Consider the following 14,001-nt stretch of genomic DNA (forward strand, 5'->3'; position numbering starts at 1 on the left):
AGGAACAGATATGATTTCGATAGATCAGTCGGTAATGAAAACAGAGACTCTAGACTTAAATAATTTAAGCAGCGAACAGACCGCACTTGAGATCCGTAACTTAGATCTAAAATATGGCGACAAGCAGGCCCTGTTTGACGTATCGATGAAGATCCCAAAGAAGAAGGTGACCGCCTTTATCGGCCCCAGTGGTTGCGGTAAGTCAACCTTGCTGCGCTGCATCAACCGCATGAACGACCTGGTGGACAACTGTCAGATTGGCGGCGAGATCCTGCTGCATGGACAGAACATCTACGACAAGAAGGTGGATGTTGCCTCCTTGCGTCGCAACGTTGGCATGGTGTTCCAGCGTCCTAATCCTTTCCCTAAGTCTATCTATGAGAACGTGGTCTATGGTCTGCGCCTGCAGGGTATCAACAATCGTCGTCAGTTAGATGAGGCCGCCGAGCGTTCACTGCGCGGCGCCGCGATTTGGGACGAGGTGAAAGATCGTCTGCACGACAACGCCTTTGGCCTGTCAGGTGGTCAGCAGCAGCGTCTGGTCATTGCCCGCGCCATCGCCATCGAACCCGAAGTCTTGCTGCTCGATGAGCCAACCTCGGCACTTGATCCTATCTCGACCCTGACCATCGAAGAGCTGATCACTGAGCTGAAGACTAAGTATACCGTGGTGATCGTGACCCATAACATGCAACAGGCGGCGCGTGTCTCGGATCAGACCGCCTTCATGTATATGGGCGAGCTTGTGGAATATGCCGACACCAACACCATCTTCACCACGCCGAAGAAGAAAAAGACCGAAGATTACATCACGGGTCGTTACGGTTAATTGGGCCGCTGCCGGAATTGAATTGAAAGAATTGATAAGGTTGAATGTCAATGGAAAACATGAACTTAAATAAACATATCTCGGGTCAGTTCAATGCCGAGCTCGACGATATTCGTAACCGTGTACTGGCCATGGGAGGCTTGGTTGAGCGCCAACTGGAGCAGGCCCTGGATGCCTTAGGTAACCTGGATGCGGATCTGGCGCAGAAGGTGATTGACGGTGACCACAGCGTCAACGGTATGGAGGTCTCTATCGATGAGGAGTGTACCCGTATCATCGCCAAGCGTCAGCCTGCCGCCAGCGACTTGCGTCTTATCATCTCTATCTCTAAGACGATTGCCGATCTTGAGCGTATCGGCGATGCTTGTGTGAAGATTGCGAACGCGGCGCTGGACAAGCGCCTCAAGAATCAGCAGCCGCTGCTGGTAAGCATAGAGCATATGGGCCGCCACGCGACCCGCACCCTGCACTCGACTCTGGATGCGCTGGCGCGTATGGACGCCGACGTGGCCATCGAGCTGCACAAGGAAGATGCCAAGCTAGATAGCGAGTACGAGGGTATCATACGTCAGCTGATGACCTATATGATGGAAGATCCCCGTTCTATCCCCGAAGTACTCGACGTACTCTGGGCCGCGCGTGCAGTAGAGCGTGTAGGTGACAGATGTCAGAACATCTGCGAATACATCATCTACTATGTGAAGGGTAAAGACGTACGCCACACCTCTTATGAAGAGATGAAGCAGATCTAAGCTCAGTACTGAGTCCTAATTTTTAAGTTAAGAAAAGCAGCCCAAGGGCTGCTTTTTTGTATCCTTGTTTTGGAGATCGGCTGGGTATCGCGGGTGACTATGCTAAGGTGTCTGCCTGCTCGCGTGTTTCTGAATTTTTCTTGGGGTGGTAACATTCATCTTGAAAAAGTAAGTCGGGCATTATTAAAAAATTCATCAGCTTATGTTTTTATGAGTGGGCCCGAGATATGTTGATGGTTAGTCTGTCCGCTAGTTTCACTTGTCGGCGGCGCACATACAGGGAATTTAGTCACCAGGAGGTAAAGCGCAAACATGACGAAACCTAAGCTATTCATATTAAAGATGCCGTTTGAAGACGGGCCAGGAAAGTTCTGGATTTGTTCTCATTGCGTGCTTATAGAGGGAGCCCTGGCGGTTAACGCCCATTGGTGTGATCAAGTAGATGTTCGCCGCATCGATTTCCCTAAGCCTCGCAAAGAGGTGGTCGACCTTTTAGGCGAAGCGAATCAATGGCTGCCTGTATTGGTGTTAGAAGATGGGAAGCTGATTAAAGAGCCAAATGAAGTCATCAATTATCTGGCCGATCGTTTTGGTGGCGCGGCGGTACACCCTTAAATAGTCCGCGCTAGTATTCCTCTGATGGCGTTCACTGGGCGTTTAGTGGGAACGTAAAGGCTTTATCAATTTAGATGGCAGTTATGACACTCGCAGATAAAAAATTAGCATTTACAACAGCAAGACTCGCAGTCATAGAAATTGACGAAATGCTTGCTTCGTCTGAGCGTACAACTTTGCTTGCACGGATTCCACACATCCTCACCGAGCCTGTTGTCGAGCACCTTCCGCCTTATTTTCATGGTATTGACTCGGTCGAATTAGCCGACACCTGGCTAACGCGGATGTTGGCGGAGAGTCGTTTCTTTCAGGTGAAATTTACGACCGACGAGACCATAGGCTTCCTGTTTGCCTATGTCGAAGATGAAACCCAGGCGCATATAGGTTATCTGTTTGCCAAAGAGGCTTGGGGCAAAGGCTTAGCCACCGAATTACTGCAAGGATTTATTCATGAGGCCTCTCGGTCAACCCCCTGGGTTAAGCTGATTGGAGGCGTCGATCACGCTAATCTGGCATCGGCTCACTTACTTAAAAAGTTGGGCTTTGTTGACCAGGGTGGGAGTGAGAGTCCTGTCATCTTTTTCGAGTATAAGATTCGCTAAGCGCTGGTGGTTGTTAAATTGGTTTCGGGAACAGAGTGTTGAGTCGGGGAGAATGGAAAGATGAATGGAAGATGCCTGTGCGGCGAAGTTGAATTTAAGATTAGTGGTGATCTTCCGCACTTATATCAGTGTCACTGCTCACTGTGCCGAAAATTATCCGGCTCTTCGTCAGATACTGCCACCTTTCTCGATTGCGCCCAGTTTGCCTGGGTCAAGGGGGAATCGTTGGTGAACTCCTATGTGACCGAAACGGGTTATCGTTCTGATTTTTGCAGCAAATGCGGCAGTACGGTTCCTCATCTGATGGCCAACCAAAAGCAGTATTGGATCCCTGCTGGATTGCTCGACCAAGCGAAAGACAGCGAGGTAGTAGCTCACCTCTTCGTCGACGGGAAAGCCAGTTGGGACTGTGTCTGCGATAGTGGAGCGCAATATGACACAATGCCGGATATGGAAACGCTTAATAGGGTATTGCAGAGGGTTCTTCGCTGAAGGGCGTGTCATCGGACGAATTGGCTAATGAGATGCTATGGGAAAGCGTTAATGGAGCATTTTGACAGTTGTGCTGTGACCTTTTTATTTGGCGTTGCCAGAGAATGCTTACAAAAGTAGCACAAGGCGTATAAATGTTATGGCATGGACATGTCCTCAATGCGGCTGGAAAGATAAACCCAGTCACCACAAATATTATGCGTCTAAAGGCCTGACCCGGCCTAGCTGTGAAGCCTGTAATCCTTCGTTTAAGCAGAGACTACCCGGACTAAGGCGAGACCTTATTATCGGCGCATTTTCAAATAGCTACATGGGCTATGGTCCCTTGGCATCCTTGCCCTATATCCCCCTGGTGATGCTGCTACCAGTCACTGTTCTCTTTTGGGTTCATGGGACAGTGGCCAGTGTATTAAGCCTGCTGCTATTCATCGCAGGATGGTTTGCCAATACTTATATCGCCACCAGGGTGGGGGAAAGCATACGGCATCGTTTACTAGGGGGCAGTTCGATTTTTGCTCTGGTGATTGGTTATTATGCGCCTTTGCTGCTGGTGTTGGCAGTGACACTGATATTGGCGCCATTTTTTATTTAACAGGGAGACGTTATGGATCTATATGATATTTTTCAAAACTTCAGAATCAATGATTTGTCGCGGGAAACCGGGCAGGCAAAGTCTCATGCTAAGGCCAATGAGATCAGCTTGCATGCACTACAAGATCAGATAGATCACCTCTCCATGGTGTGTCTAGCCATGTCGGAGTTGCTCGAAGAGATAGGTTTTAATAAGGAGATGCTGGTCGCTAAGATCCAGGAGATCGATCTACGTGATGGCAAACTCGACGGAAAATTTACGCCGGCCATTCATTGTACTGGTTGTGGCAGAAAGCTGGCGCCGCGTCATGTCAGCTGCCTCTATTGTGGCGCCAAGGTGAAGAGTAATTCCGTGGTGCAATCAGCTCATGGTCGCTGATTGTCTGTGGAGAACTAAGCGCCTCTAGATAACCAGGCGTCTCGAGATGGTTAAAGACAAGGCGTCAGTAAACTAAGCGCTAGCGAGGAGAGAGCAAGATGAAACGAGTCGGTGACACTGAGATTTTGCCTGTGCACAAGGCGAGCTGCCATTGCGGCGCGGTGGAGTTAGCATTGAGTCTACCCAATGGCATAGAGAAGCCCAGACGCTATGATTGCTCTATCTGTCGTCGCAAGGGGGCTATCGTAGTTTCGGTGACGCTTGACGGACTAAGCGTCGTTAAGGGACACGAACAGCTTAAGCTGTACCAGTTTAATACCCATACCGCCAAGCACTACTTTTGCGGGGTGTGCGGCATCTATACTCATCATCAGCGCCGATCTAACCCAGAGGAATATGGTGTTAACCTGGGGTGTCTCGAAGGCGTGAACCCTTATGATATTGGCGAGGTAGTTACTAGTGACGGGGTGAACCATCCTGCCGATAACTAGCCTGGCCTTGGCCTATGTTACTGTCACTGCTGGGTAACATTGTATTGATCGCCGATTGAATGGCGAGAAAAAGCAAGGGGTAGGGTTGGTGCGTTACTTTGCCTTGGGGTTAATGGCAATGTTGGTGGGGTATAGTTGGGTTAATTTCGAAGACTTGGTATCGATTTTTGCCCCCGTTAGACAGGGTTAATTCCTGCAGTTGCTCTCTTACTTGTTTTTGTTGAGTCCTGTATTCGCCCTGTATATGTTAAATAGCGTCAAAGAGGGGAAGGTGTGATGAAAAATAATCTGGCGTTAACAATAGTGGCGCTTAGCTTAATGCTGCTCCAGGCTGGCTGTACGCAAGAGTCTTCAACGGCTTCTAGTGAAGAGTCTTCAACTTCGGGTAATGAAGAGTCTTCAACCTCGGGTAGTGAAGAGTCTTCAACGGCTCCTGACGAAAGGCACTCAACGGCTAATCAAGACGAGTCAAAACTTGGTAGTGAACAGGCAACGTCAGCATCAGAAGCCTCGCTCATCGTCATCCCTGGCCAGCAATTTGGGAATATCAATAAGGGGGCGAGCATCGATGAGATCCGCAGCAAACTGGGTGAGGGCAATATCACCGCAACCGAGATTGGTATCGGGGAAGGTGAGACGATATCCGGTTATATGGCCTTTAAAGGTGAGCCTGAACGCGAGTTTCTCTTTTTCTATAATCAAGATGGCAATCTGACGGCGCAGATTAGCTCGTTCGAGAGCCGGTGGCGGATACTCGGTGAGATCACTATCGGCAGTAGCCTGAGCCAAGTTGTACAAGCCAATCAAGGACCTTTTAGACTGTATGGTTTCGAGTGGGACTATGGGGGGCAGGTGACTAATTGGCAGCAGGGTAAGCTGGCAAAGTATGAGCAGAGTCTCACCCTAATACTTACGCCGCTTGAGTTTAAAGAGGCGGCCATATCGCTCATGGGGGCTAGTGAGTTCAGTTCTGAAGATCCTATGATGATCGCCGCCGATCCGCGTGTCAGCGAGATCTGGGTAACGCTATGAGCCGATTTTGTTTAAGCCGGTTGTTTGAGCCGGCTTTGTTTATACCAATGGTTTTGAGTGCATGAGTCTGGAGTCGTTGAGATGAGCCGGCTCATAGAGGTGCTCGACTATCAAGGCCATTGGCCAGCGGCCTTTGAAGCGGAGAAGGCTCTGCTACAACAAGCCTTGGGGGAAGCGGGGATGACTATCGAGCATATCGGCAGCACCTCTGTGCCTGGACTGGCAGCCAAGCCGACTATCGATATCTTGGCTGAAGTTGAGAGCCTGGCGGCATTGGATGTACGCACCGAGCACTTAATGGCCTTAGGCTATATCCCTCGCGGTGAAAATGGCATTAGCGGGCGTCGCTATTTTTGTAAAGGCAGTGAGCGGCGTACTCATCATCTTCATGTGTTTCAGTCCGGTAATGGGCAGCTGATTTCCCATCGCGCCTTTCGTGACTATTTGATAGCGCATCCAGCTAAGGCTCACGAGTATGCTGAGCTAAAACGCCGGGCCGCGTCGGCCTGTCACCATAACAGTGGAACTTATGTGGCGTTAAAGGCCGACTTTATGACCAAGACATTAGCCCTGGCGCTGGACTGGTATGTTAAGCCTTAACCTTTGTTTTAATGTCTCATCAGCATGTTTTAGCCATTTTTAGTCATGGGGGAGTTGCGTTACCGATTCCCTTTTAGGGAGACTATGGGTATATTGCCTGTGAATCGAGTCGCCCCGCTGGGGCAAGAACAGAGACGAGTCTATGTCGAGCCATCAAGGTCAAAGTAAATTAGATAGAGTGCTGGCAGAGGCCCGCGAATATAAGGCCAAGCGAGAGTCTGGCTATCGCGAGCAGGCACTGAAGCTGTATCCCTGGATCTGCGGTCGCTGCACCCGCGAATTTACCCACTCCAATCTAAGGGAGCTGACGGTCCATCACAGGGATCATAATCATGACAATAACCCGAGCGATGGTTCCAACTGGGAGCTACTCTGCCTCTATTGTCACGACAACGAGCATGCCAAGTATGAAGAGTTGATCCAGTACGGGCCGACCAGTGAGACTCAGGTAGAAGCGGCGACCTATAATCCCTTCGCCGATCTTAAGAGCATGATGAATAAGAAGTAAGTCCTATGTTCTGCTAATTATCTGCGTCTTGCGCTGCGAGACGCTGCTCCGCCTCTAGCCACTTCTGACGGCTGATTATCTGCTGGTTCTCACCAGTCTTTCCTAGCCGTTTACGCCGGTTCACATTGTCCCAAATCTCTGCCTGACGAGCCTCGTCGGCCTGTCCCCAACCGACAATCTCGTCGATATGGCGAAAACAGCCCATACAGATATCTTCATCATTTAGGCCGCAGCGGGCTACGCAGGGTGATTGCATCTTAGATGTTTATACTCAAGTTGTGATCTTGGCGGCATTTTAAAGTAGCTAAGGTGAGGGTTCAACCTAGGAGCATACTGGTTCGTCTTGGTTTATAGTGCTAGCATCTTGTTATTATTCATTTAAATTCAAGTGGTTGTGATTTTTAGTGGGGTGTTGTTATGGGGCTGAAATACAGATCTGTCCTCTTGGTGATCGGCATGTTGAGTTTATCTGCCTGTTCGTTACTGGAAATTAAACTCGAGAGCGGCATAGAGCCGCTGCCACAGGCACAGCTTAACATGCGCGTCTTTAGCCGCGACTTTAGCCATACCTTCTATGCCAAGGTGGAGCAGGGGGCGGATCAGATTGTATTAAATCAAGGGGATGATCTGGCGATCAAGTCCAATGCCTTGATGTGGAAGATCAACAGCGAACAGGCGCTGCAGCGGGCGATCTTTCAGGCATCACCCGTTGCGGCCATGGTAGATACCTGGACCCTGACGGCGCAGATGAGCGCGTTCTTCGAGAGCGGCGAAGGTCAGACGCTGTTTGGCGAGCAGCAAAGAATCGCCATCGAGGTCAGCAAGGTGCTGCAGGCAGATTTCGAGCGTTCCATAAAAGGCTTCGTAGCGCCCGACGAGTTTAAGCAGTATCAGGCCTTTATCTTAGATTATGTGGCCAAGAACCCCATTACCGATCTCAGCTTCGCCCGCCATTCGGCCTTTAACGACTGGCTGGCCTATCGCAATATTAGCGAGTTTGAGGCGGTCACCACCTTTGGTACTGTGCCCGAGGTGATGAGCGATGTGTCCGACCGCATGGCGATGATCGCCGAGCAGACGCCTAAGATCCTGGGGTGGAAGGCGGAGCTGTATGCCCTGCATGCCAACATCAATCCAGAGACTGTGCAGCAGACACTGCAGAGTATCAGCGATACCTCGGCTAAGTTTCAGCAGTTGATGGCCCAGAGCCCAGAGATGATGCAGACTCTGGCGGTAGATCTACGCCGCGAGTTGACCCCGCTGCTGGCGCAGCTGAGCGAGTCCACCGACGACAAGTTGGCCAAGCTCTCCGTCGAGCGTGAGGCGCTGGTGCAGATGGTGAAGCAGGAACGTCTGGCCCTGGAGGATATGGTTAATCGTCAGCGCGCTGCAGCCGCGGCGGATCTCGATACCATCAGCCAGCATGCGGTCGAGCGCGCCTTTAGCGAGCTGACCAAGACACTCAAGAGTCTGATCCTCTATCTGGTACTCTTCTTCGTGGTCTGCTTCTTCGCCCCCTTGGGACTGGGGGTCTACCTGGGCAAACGCATGGCGCTTAAGAAGCTGCAGTCTTAAGATGTGGATCGCTATAGCTGTAACCCAAGTAGCAGCCAAAGTAGCAGCTTAAGTCGCAGCCTAAGTTGGTTGACAATTAACGCCCGCCGGTCGATCATCGCCGGCGTTTGTTTTTAGCCTTATTCTATTTCGAAGAGTGCCGTAGAGAATGCCGAGGAGTCAGATGTCCTATGCCAAGCAGTTTACTGCCCTAGATGACCTGCTAAGTAGCAGCCGAACGCTTTGGCAGGTTAAGGCTTTCGAGGCGGGAGCCTTGCCTTGGCAGGATGAGTTTCCAAGACTGGCGGAGCAGCTCTGGCAGATCGATGACGAAGAACTCGATAGTCTGGATAGCGATAGCATAGCGCTGCACGCTCGTCTCGCCCCCGCACTCGAGGCGGATCTCGCCGCCAAGGGCATAAGCTGGCCCTTGTCTTTACTTAAAACCCTTGCCGCAGGGCTCGCGCCTTTTGAGCCCACGCCTTCTGATATAGCACCAACTGAGCCCAGGCATTCTGAGTTAGCACCTGAAGACTTAGCAGAGCAGAGCGCCGATGAGGGCTGTGCTGGACTGTCCGAGAGTGAGCTCGGGCATTTTAGCGCCCACATCAAGGGGCGCAAGTGGCAGCAGATCCTCGCCTTTGCCGCGAGAGTCACACCTGGTGATGATGAGATCCTAGAGTGGTGCGCCGGTAAGGGACACCTGGGGCGTTTGCTGGCCAAGGGGCAGTCACGCACTGTTGTGAGCCTGGAGTGGCAACAGGGCTTGTGTGAGGCAGGTTCGCAGTTTGCCCACCAGTGGCAATTGCCCCAGCGTTTCGTCTGCGGCGATGCCTTGTCTGAATCAGCTCAGCAGCTACTTAAGCGCGAGCAGCAGGCGGTCGCCCTTCATGCCTGCGGCGAGCTGCACCTGAGTCTGCTGCGCGGTGCGGCCAAGGCAAGAACTCGCGCCTTAGCGGTGGCGCCCTGTTGTTATCATTTGATAGGTGATACTCACTACAAGCCGCTGTCGAGCCTCGCTAAGAAGAGTGAATTGTTGCTCAGTAAACACGACCTTCAACTGCCGCTGCAACGCTCTGTCATCGCCAATGCTAAGGCGAGGGCGCTGCGTCTTAAAGAGGTAGCCTGGCGCCTGGGGTTCGATTGCCTGCAGCGGGACCTGACCGGCAGCAGCCACTACCTGCCCATTCCTGCGGTGAAGCAGAGCCAACTGAGCGGCAGCTTCAGGGAATTTTGTGTCTGGGCGGCAGAGCAGAAACAGGTCAAACTGCCCGAGCAGTGGGACGAGGCGCACTATCTAGAAAAAGGGTTCGAGCGTCAGCGCCTGACCCGGCGTATCGATCTGGTGGCGCACCTGTTTCGCGAGGCATTAGAGCTCTGGCTGCTGCTCGACAGAGTCTGTTTCCTGCAGGAGCAGGGCTATGAGGTGAGCCTAGGCGCCTTTTGCGACCTCCAGGTAACGCCGAGGAACGGATTAATACTGGCTCGCCTGCCAAGCTGTTAATTGCCAGACTCACACTCGCAAGATTAGTGCTTGTCTGATTAGTACTGCCAGAGTCGCTTTTTTAACCACTTGGTTGACCAGGAATCGACTGACGAGTTTTTTTGTAGTTAGGCCTTAGTGAAAAAACCAGCGGGCGCGGTCATAAATTTGAGGCCTCTGGTCGAAAAAAGCCGCCATGTGGCGGTTTTTTATTGAATCATTCGCCGTTTCTTGCTCAAATGGCGGGTTAACACTGAAAGATAAAAATTGGCCGAATAAGTGCCGATATAATGAGCGAAACAGAACGGTTTCATGAAATATTCTCGCGTTTTTATAAATAGTCTGGCCTATGAGCTGGCACCTGAAGTGGTTTCAACTTCAGAGTTAGAGTCTCGATTAGCTCCCTTGTACCAAAAATTCAGGATCCCTATGGGGCAACTCGCCGCATTGACAGGGATCCACGAGCGTCGCTGGTGGCCGAAAGGGCATAGATTGTCCGACGGTGCCCTGGCGGCGGCGCACAAGTCTATCGAGGAGACGGGGATAGATGTGGCCGATCTTGGTGCCGTTATCTATACCGGTGTCTGCCGCGATCAGCACGAGCCGGCGACTGCCTGTCGCATCGCCGCCGAGCTTGGCGTGTCTAAGGACACTGCCATCTATGACATCAGTAACGCCTGCCTGGGTGTGCTGTCTGGCATTTTAGATATCGCCAACCGCATCGAGCTGGGCCAGATCAAGGCCGGCCTGGTGGTTTCCTGCGAGTCGGCGCGCCATATCGTAGATATCACCATAGATAACATGCTGGCCGAGCCCACCATGCAAAACTATGCCCAGTCGCTGGCGACACTGACCGGCGGCTCTGGCGCCGTAGCCGTGCTGATTACCGATGGCAGCCTGCCGCTTAAGAGTGAGCGTCAGCATCAGTTGCTGGGAGCGAGTCACCTTTCGGCGCCCGAACATCATAATCTCTGCCAATGGGGATTGCAGGAAGCCGGCACCCAGCTATATCGTGAGTTTATGCGCACCGATGGTGTAGCTCTGCTTAAAGAGGGGGTCGAGCTGGCTCGCCATACCTGGGCGCATTTCCTCGAGCAGCGCAACTGGCTGGTGGAGCAGGTCGATAAGGTGATCTGTCATCAGGTGGGCGCCTCGAACCGTAAGCAGGTGCTGAGCGCGCTCAATATCCCTCAGGAGAAAGAGTTTCCTACCTATCAGCTACTTGGCAACATGGGCACAGTCTCCTTGCCCGTGACGGCAGCCATGGCCCACGACCAAGGTTTCCTGCGCAAGGGCGATCAGGTCAGTTTCCTCGGCATAGGCAGTGGTCTCAACTGCATGATGCTCGGACTCAAGTGGTAGAGCATCCTTCATATTCTTACTGAAAGCACAGCTTAGGGCGCCGCCGAGCGGCGCCCACTCAACGCATAATCATAACAGGTACCCCCATGCTCGATTCGTTATTTCCTTTTAAACGCAATTACTTAGACCGTAATGGTCACAAGTTGCAATATGTGAATGAGGGCCAGGGCGAGCCCGTGGTCATGGTGCATGGCAACCCGAGCTGGTCTTTCTATTATCGCAACCTGGTGACGGCGCTGAGCCCAAATCATCAGTGCATAGTGCCGGATCATATCGGCTGCGGTCTGTCGGATAAACCAGACGATGCCGGTTACGACTACACCCTTAAGAATCGTATCGACGATCTCGAAGCCCTGCTGGATCATCTCGAGGTGAAAGAGAAGATCACCCTGATCGTTCACGACTGGGGCGGCATGATAGGCATGGGCTATGCGGTTCGTCATCCCGAGCGGATCAAGAAAATCGTGGTGCTCAACACGGGCGCCTTTCATTTGCCAGAGGCCAAGCCGTTTCCCTGGGCGCTATGGATCTGCCGCAACACCCTGCTGGGCACTGTATTAGTACGTGGCTTTAACGCCTTCTCCTCTATCGCCTCCTATGTGGGGGTCAAGCGCGCGCCCATGCCAAAGGCGATACGCGAGGCCTACGTGGCGCCGTTTAACTCCTGGGCGAATCGTATCTCGACCCTGCGCTTCGTGCAGGACATTCCCCTAAAACCTGGCGATCGCAACTATGAACTGGTGAGTGAGATCAGCGAAAAGCTCAGCCAATTTAGCCAGCTTCCTGTGATGATCTGCTGGGGACTCAAAGACTTTGTGTTCGACAAACATTTCCTCGATGAGTGGAAGCGTCGATTCCCACAGGCCGAGGTGCATGAGTTTGCCGACTGTGGTCACTATATCCTGGAAGATGCCAGCGATGAGGTGGTGGCCCAGGTGCAGCAATTTATGGCGCGTTAACTCACGTATTAACGTAAAAAGGTCACGCATTAACGTAAGAAAGGGATAAGGCGGATGTCAGAGACGATTCAAGTCGGCGCCAATTTGTGTCGTCATCTCAACCGGGCGGCCAAAGAAGCCCCTAATGAACTGGCGGTGGCGGTGCAAAAGGCCAGTGGCGTCTTTAGCAAACAGCTTAACTATCGAGAGCTAGATTTTGCCGAGCTCGATGCCATGAGCGACATCCTGGCCCACGGCCTATACGCCTATGGCATCAAACGCGGCGCCAAGGCGGTGTTGATGGTGACGCCGAGCCTGGAGTTCTTCGCCTTAACCTTTGCCCTGTTCAAGGCCGGGATAGTTCCTATCTTGGTGGATCCAGGCATGGGGGTGAAAAATCTCAAGCAATGTTTTCAGGAGGCCGAGCCCGATGCCTTTATCGGGATCCCCAAGGCCCACCTGGCCAGACGCCTGTTTGGCTGGGCCAAGTCCAGCCTGACTCATCTGGTGACCGTTGGCGGCAGCAAGCTGTGGGGCGGTGCCAGCCTGGAGCAACTCAAGCAGCTTGGGCAAGGCAAGGGGCCTTTCTCTATGGCCCAGCTCGATATAGATGAGATGTGCGCCATCTTGTTTACCAGTGGCAGCACGGGCACACCTAAGGGCGTGGTCTATTCCCATCGCATGTTTGAGGCGCAGATCAGCGCCCTCAAGCACGACTATCAGATCGCGCCCGGTGAGCGGGATCTTGCCACCTTCCCGCTGTTTTCCCTGTTTGGCCCGGCGCTGGGCATGGCCTCGATCGTGCCAGAGATGGACGCCAGCAAACCGATCACCGCCAATCCCGACTATATCTTTGCGGCCATCGAGCGTTATGCCTGCACTAACATGTTCGTCAATCCGGCGCTTATCGAGCGCCTGGGGCAGGCGGGCACCTCAGGGGATCAAAAGGTGAGACTCGGCAGCCTGAAACGGGTGATCTCGGCAGGAGCACCGGCGACCATAGCGTCCATCAAGCGTTTCAGTGAGATGCTAACGAGTGATACGCCCGTGCTTAACTCCTACGGGGCAACAGAGTCCCTGCCGCTCAGCATGATAGCCAGTCACGAGTTGTTTGAAACCACTGCCATCACAGACAACGGCGGCGGGATCTGTGTGGGCAAACCGATAGATGGTGTCAGCATGCATATCATCGACATCGATGAGGCCGAGATCCCAACTTGGTCGGCGGAACTCTGCCTGCCAAGGGAGCAGATAGGCGAGATAGTGGTGCAGGGCCCCATGGTGAGTGCCAGCTATTATCGGCGGGACAAGGCCACGGCCCAGGCGAAGATCTTCGATGACCAGGGGCAGCATTATCACCGCATGGGGGATCTGGGTTATCTCGATAATCAGGGTCGTCTATGGATGTGCGGTCGTAAGGCACACAGGGTGGACTGCCGGGTCGACGGCCAGCCGCGTCGCTATTTCTCCATCCCCTGCGAGCGTATCTACAACACCCACAGCGACATCAAGCGCTCCGCCTTGGTGGGCGTTGAGGTGAAGGGGGAAGTTCAACCCTTAGTTTGTCTCGAGTTGAAACAGGGACTGAGCTGTAGCAACGCCGCCGCCCTCTATACCGAACTGAGACTGCTGGGTGAGACCCATAGTCAGACCCAGGGGATCACCCGTTTCCTCATCCATCCTGGCTTTCCCGTTGACATTCGCCATAACGCTAAGATCTTCAGAGAGAAGCTGGCGGTCTGGGCGCAGTCCACCTATAAGGAGTGATCGCCC

At 52.7% G+C, this 14,001-nt stretch carries 17 protein-coding genes; 16 read left to right on the forward strand and 1 reads right to left on the reverse strand.

The window, feature by feature from the left end; translation table 11 throughout:
• Positions 1–10 precede the first annotated feature (10 nt).
• The 11 genes from pstB to GNT65_RS00130 all read left to right on the forward strand — a co-directional run bounded on the left by pstB (position 11) and on the right by GNT65_RS00130 (position 6,891).
• Entirely contained in the window at positions 11–829 is an 819-nt protein-coding gene (gene pstB / locus GNT65_RS00080; RefSeq protein ID WP_160793114.1) for a phosphate ABC transporter ATP-binding protein PstB, read from the forward strand.
• Positions 830–879: 50 nt separating this feature from the next.
• Positions 880–1,581 carry a phosphate signaling complex protein PhoU gene (phoU, locus tag GNT65_RS00085; RefSeq protein WP_160793115.1) on the forward strand — a complete coding sequence of 234 codons (702 nt, stop codon included), beginning with the start codon at positions 880–882 and terminating at the stop codon, positions 1,579–1,581.
• Positions 1,582–1,893: 312 nt separating this feature from the next.
• Positions 1,894–2,196 carry a DUF3088 family protein gene (locus GNT65_RS00090; RefSeq protein ID WP_160793116.1) on the forward strand — a complete coding sequence of 101 codons (303 nt, stop codon included), beginning with the start codon at positions 1,894–1,896 and terminating at the stop codon, positions 2,194–2,196.
• Positions 2,197–2,279: 83 nt separating this feature from the next.
• Positions 2,280–2,798 (forward strand): GNAT family N-acetyltransferase, encoded by a 519-nt coding sequence (locus tag GNT65_RS00095; RefSeq protein ID WP_160793117.1) that lies wholly within the window; start codon positions 2,280–2,282, stop codon positions 2,796–2,798.
• A gap of 60 nt (positions 2,799–2,858) precedes the next feature.
• Entirely contained in the window at positions 2,859–3,290 is a 432-nt protein-coding gene (locus tag GNT65_RS00100) for a GFA family protein (protein WP_160793118.1), read from the forward strand.
• A 139-nt stretch (positions 3,291–3,429) separates the two neighbouring features.
• The gene (locus GNT65_RS00105) at positions 3,430–3,882 is read left to right on the forward strand and encodes a hypothetical protein (protein ID WP_160793119.1); all 453 of its coding nucleotides are present in this window, start codon (positions 3,430–3,432) and stop codon (positions 3,880–3,882) included.
• Between the two features lie 12 nt (positions 3,883–3,894).
• Positions 3,895–4,260 carry a hypothetical protein gene (locus tag GNT65_RS00110; protein ID WP_160793120.1) on the forward strand — a complete coding sequence of 122 codons (366 nt, stop codon included), beginning with the start codon at positions 3,895–3,897 and terminating at the stop codon, positions 4,258–4,260.
• Positions 4,261–4,358: 98 nt separating this feature from the next.
• Entirely contained in the window at positions 4,359–4,751 is a 393-nt protein-coding gene (locus GNT65_RS00115; RefSeq protein WP_160793121.1) for a GFA family protein, read from the forward strand.
• A 276-nt stretch (positions 4,752–5,027) separates the two neighbouring features.
• Entirely contained in the window at positions 5,028–5,783 is a 756-nt protein-coding gene (locus GNT65_RS00120; protein ID WP_160793122.1) for a hypothetical protein, read from the forward strand.
• An 81-nt stretch (positions 5,784–5,864) separates the two neighbouring features.
• On the forward strand, positions 5,865–6,383 hold the full coding sequence (locus tag GNT65_RS00125) for a GrpB family protein (RefSeq protein WP_160793123.1): 519 nt from the start codon (positions 5,865–5,867) through the stop codon (positions 6,381–6,383).
• Positions 6,384–6,525: 142 nt separating this feature from the next.
• Complete coding sequence (locus tag GNT65_RS00130) at positions 6,526–6,891, forward strand: YajD family HNH nuclease (RefSeq protein WP_160793124.1); 366 nt, start codon at positions 6,526–6,528, stop codon at positions 6,889–6,891.
• A gap of 13 nt (positions 6,892–6,904) precedes the next feature.
• Here GNT65_RS00130 and GNT65_RS00135 read toward each other — a convergent pair whose 3' ends face one another.
• Positions 6,905–7,147, reverse strand: a complete 243-nt coding sequence (locus GNT65_RS00135; RefSeq protein WP_160793125.1) for a DUF1289 domain-containing protein — start codon at positions 7,145–7,147, stop codon at positions 6,905–6,907.
• Between the two features lie 161 nt (positions 7,148–7,308).
• Between GNT65_RS00135 and GNT65_RS00140 the strand changes: the two genes are divergently transcribed.
• From GNT65_RS00140 to oleC, 5 genes are all read left to right on the forward strand, one after another.
• The gene (locus GNT65_RS00140; protein WP_160793126.1) at positions 7,309–8,466 is read left to right on the forward strand and encodes a chemotaxis protein; all 1,158 of its coding nucleotides are present in this window, start codon (positions 7,309–7,311) and stop codon (positions 8,464–8,466) included.
• 163 nt (positions 8,467–8,629) lie between these two features.
• Positions 8,630–9,949 (forward strand): methyltransferase, encoded by a 1,320-nt coding sequence (locus tag GNT65_RS00145; RefSeq protein ID WP_160793127.1) that lies wholly within the window; start codon positions 8,630–8,632, stop codon positions 9,947–9,949.
• Between the two features lie 291 nt (positions 9,950–10,240).
• Entirely contained in the window at positions 10,241–11,290 is a 1,050-nt protein-coding gene (locus GNT65_RS00150; RefSeq protein ID WP_160793128.1) for a 3-oxoacyl-ACP synthase III, read from the forward strand.
• An 86-nt stretch (positions 11,291–11,376) separates the two neighbouring features.
• Positions 11,377–12,249, forward strand: coding sequence for an alpha/beta fold hydrolase (locus tag GNT65_RS00155; protein ID WP_160793129.1), 873 nt, complete (start codon positions 11,377–11,379; stop codon positions 12,247–12,249).
• A gap of 54 nt (positions 12,250–12,303) precedes the next feature.
• Positions 12,304–13,995, forward strand: coding sequence for an olefin beta-lactone synthetase (gene oleC / locus GNT65_RS00160; protein ID WP_160793130.1), 1,692 nt, complete (start codon positions 12,304–12,306; stop codon positions 13,993–13,995).
• Positions 13,996–14,001 lie beyond the last annotated feature (6 nt).

It is taken from the genome of Shewanella insulae, assembly GCF_009831655.1.
Lineage (GTDB): Bacteria > Pseudomonadota > Gammaproteobacteria > Enterobacterales > Shewanellaceae > Shewanella > Shewanella insulae.

Coding starts and splice junctions, on each gene's coding strand:
- pstB (WP_160793114.1), top strand. CDS start 11: ATGATTTCGATAGATCAGTCGGTAATGAAAACAGAGACTCTAGACTTA.
- phoU (WP_160793115.1), top strand. CDS start 880: ATGGAAAACATGAACTTAAATAAACATATCTCGGGTCAGTTCAATGCC.
- GNT65_RS00090 (WP_160793116.1), top strand. CDS start 1,894: ATGACGAAACCTAAGCTATTCATATTAAAGATGCCGTTTGAAGACGGG.
- GNT65_RS00095 (WP_160793117.1), top strand. CDS start 2,280: ATGACACTCGCAGATAAAAAATTAGCATTTACAACAGCAAGACTCGCA.
- GNT65_RS00100 (WP_160793118.1), top strand. CDS start 2,859: ATGAATGGAAGATGCCTGTGCGGCGAAGTTGAATTTAAGATTAGTGGT.
- GNT65_RS00105 (WP_160793119.1), top strand. CDS start 3,430: ATGGCATGGACATGTCCTCAATGCGGCTGGAAAGATAAACCCAGTCAC.
- GNT65_RS00110 (WP_160793120.1), top strand. CDS start 3,895: ATGGATCTATATGATATTTTTCAAAACTTCAGAATCAATGATTTGTCG.
- GNT65_RS00115 (WP_160793121.1), top strand. CDS start 4,359: ATGAAACGAGTCGGTGACACTGAGATTTTGCCTGTGCACAAGGCGAGC.
- GNT65_RS00120 (WP_160793122.1), top strand. CDS start 5,028: ATGAAAAATAATCTGGCGTTAACAATAGTGGCGCTTAGCTTAATGCTG.
- GNT65_RS00125 (WP_160793123.1), top strand. CDS start 5,865: ATGAGCCGGCTCATAGAGGTGCTCGACTATCAAGGCCATTGGCCAGCG.
- GNT65_RS00130 (WP_160793124.1), top strand. CDS start 6,526: ATGTCGAGCCATCAAGGTCAAAGTAAATTAGATAGAGTGCTGGCAGAG.
- GNT65_RS00135 (WP_160793125.1), bottom strand. CDS start 7,147: ATGCAATCACCCTGCGTAGCCCGCTGCGGCCTAAATGATGAAGATATC.
- GNT65_RS00140 (WP_160793126.1), top strand. CDS start 7,309: ATGGGGCTGAAATACAGATCTGTCCTCTTGGTGATCGGCATGTTGAGT.
- GNT65_RS00145 (WP_160793127.1), top strand. CDS start 8,630: ATGTCCTATGCCAAGCAGTTTACTGCCCTAGATGACCTGCTAAGTAGC.
- GNT65_RS00150 (WP_160793128.1), top strand. CDS start 10,241: ATGAAATATTCTCGCGTTTTTATAAATAGTCTGGCCTATGAGCTGGCA.
- GNT65_RS00155 (WP_160793129.1), top strand. CDS start 11,377: ATGCTCGATTCGTTATTTCCTTTTAAACGCAATTACTTAGACCGTAAT.
- oleC (WP_160793130.1), top strand. CDS start 12,304: ATGTCAGAGACGATTCAAGTCGGCGCCAATTTGTGTCGTCATCTCAAC.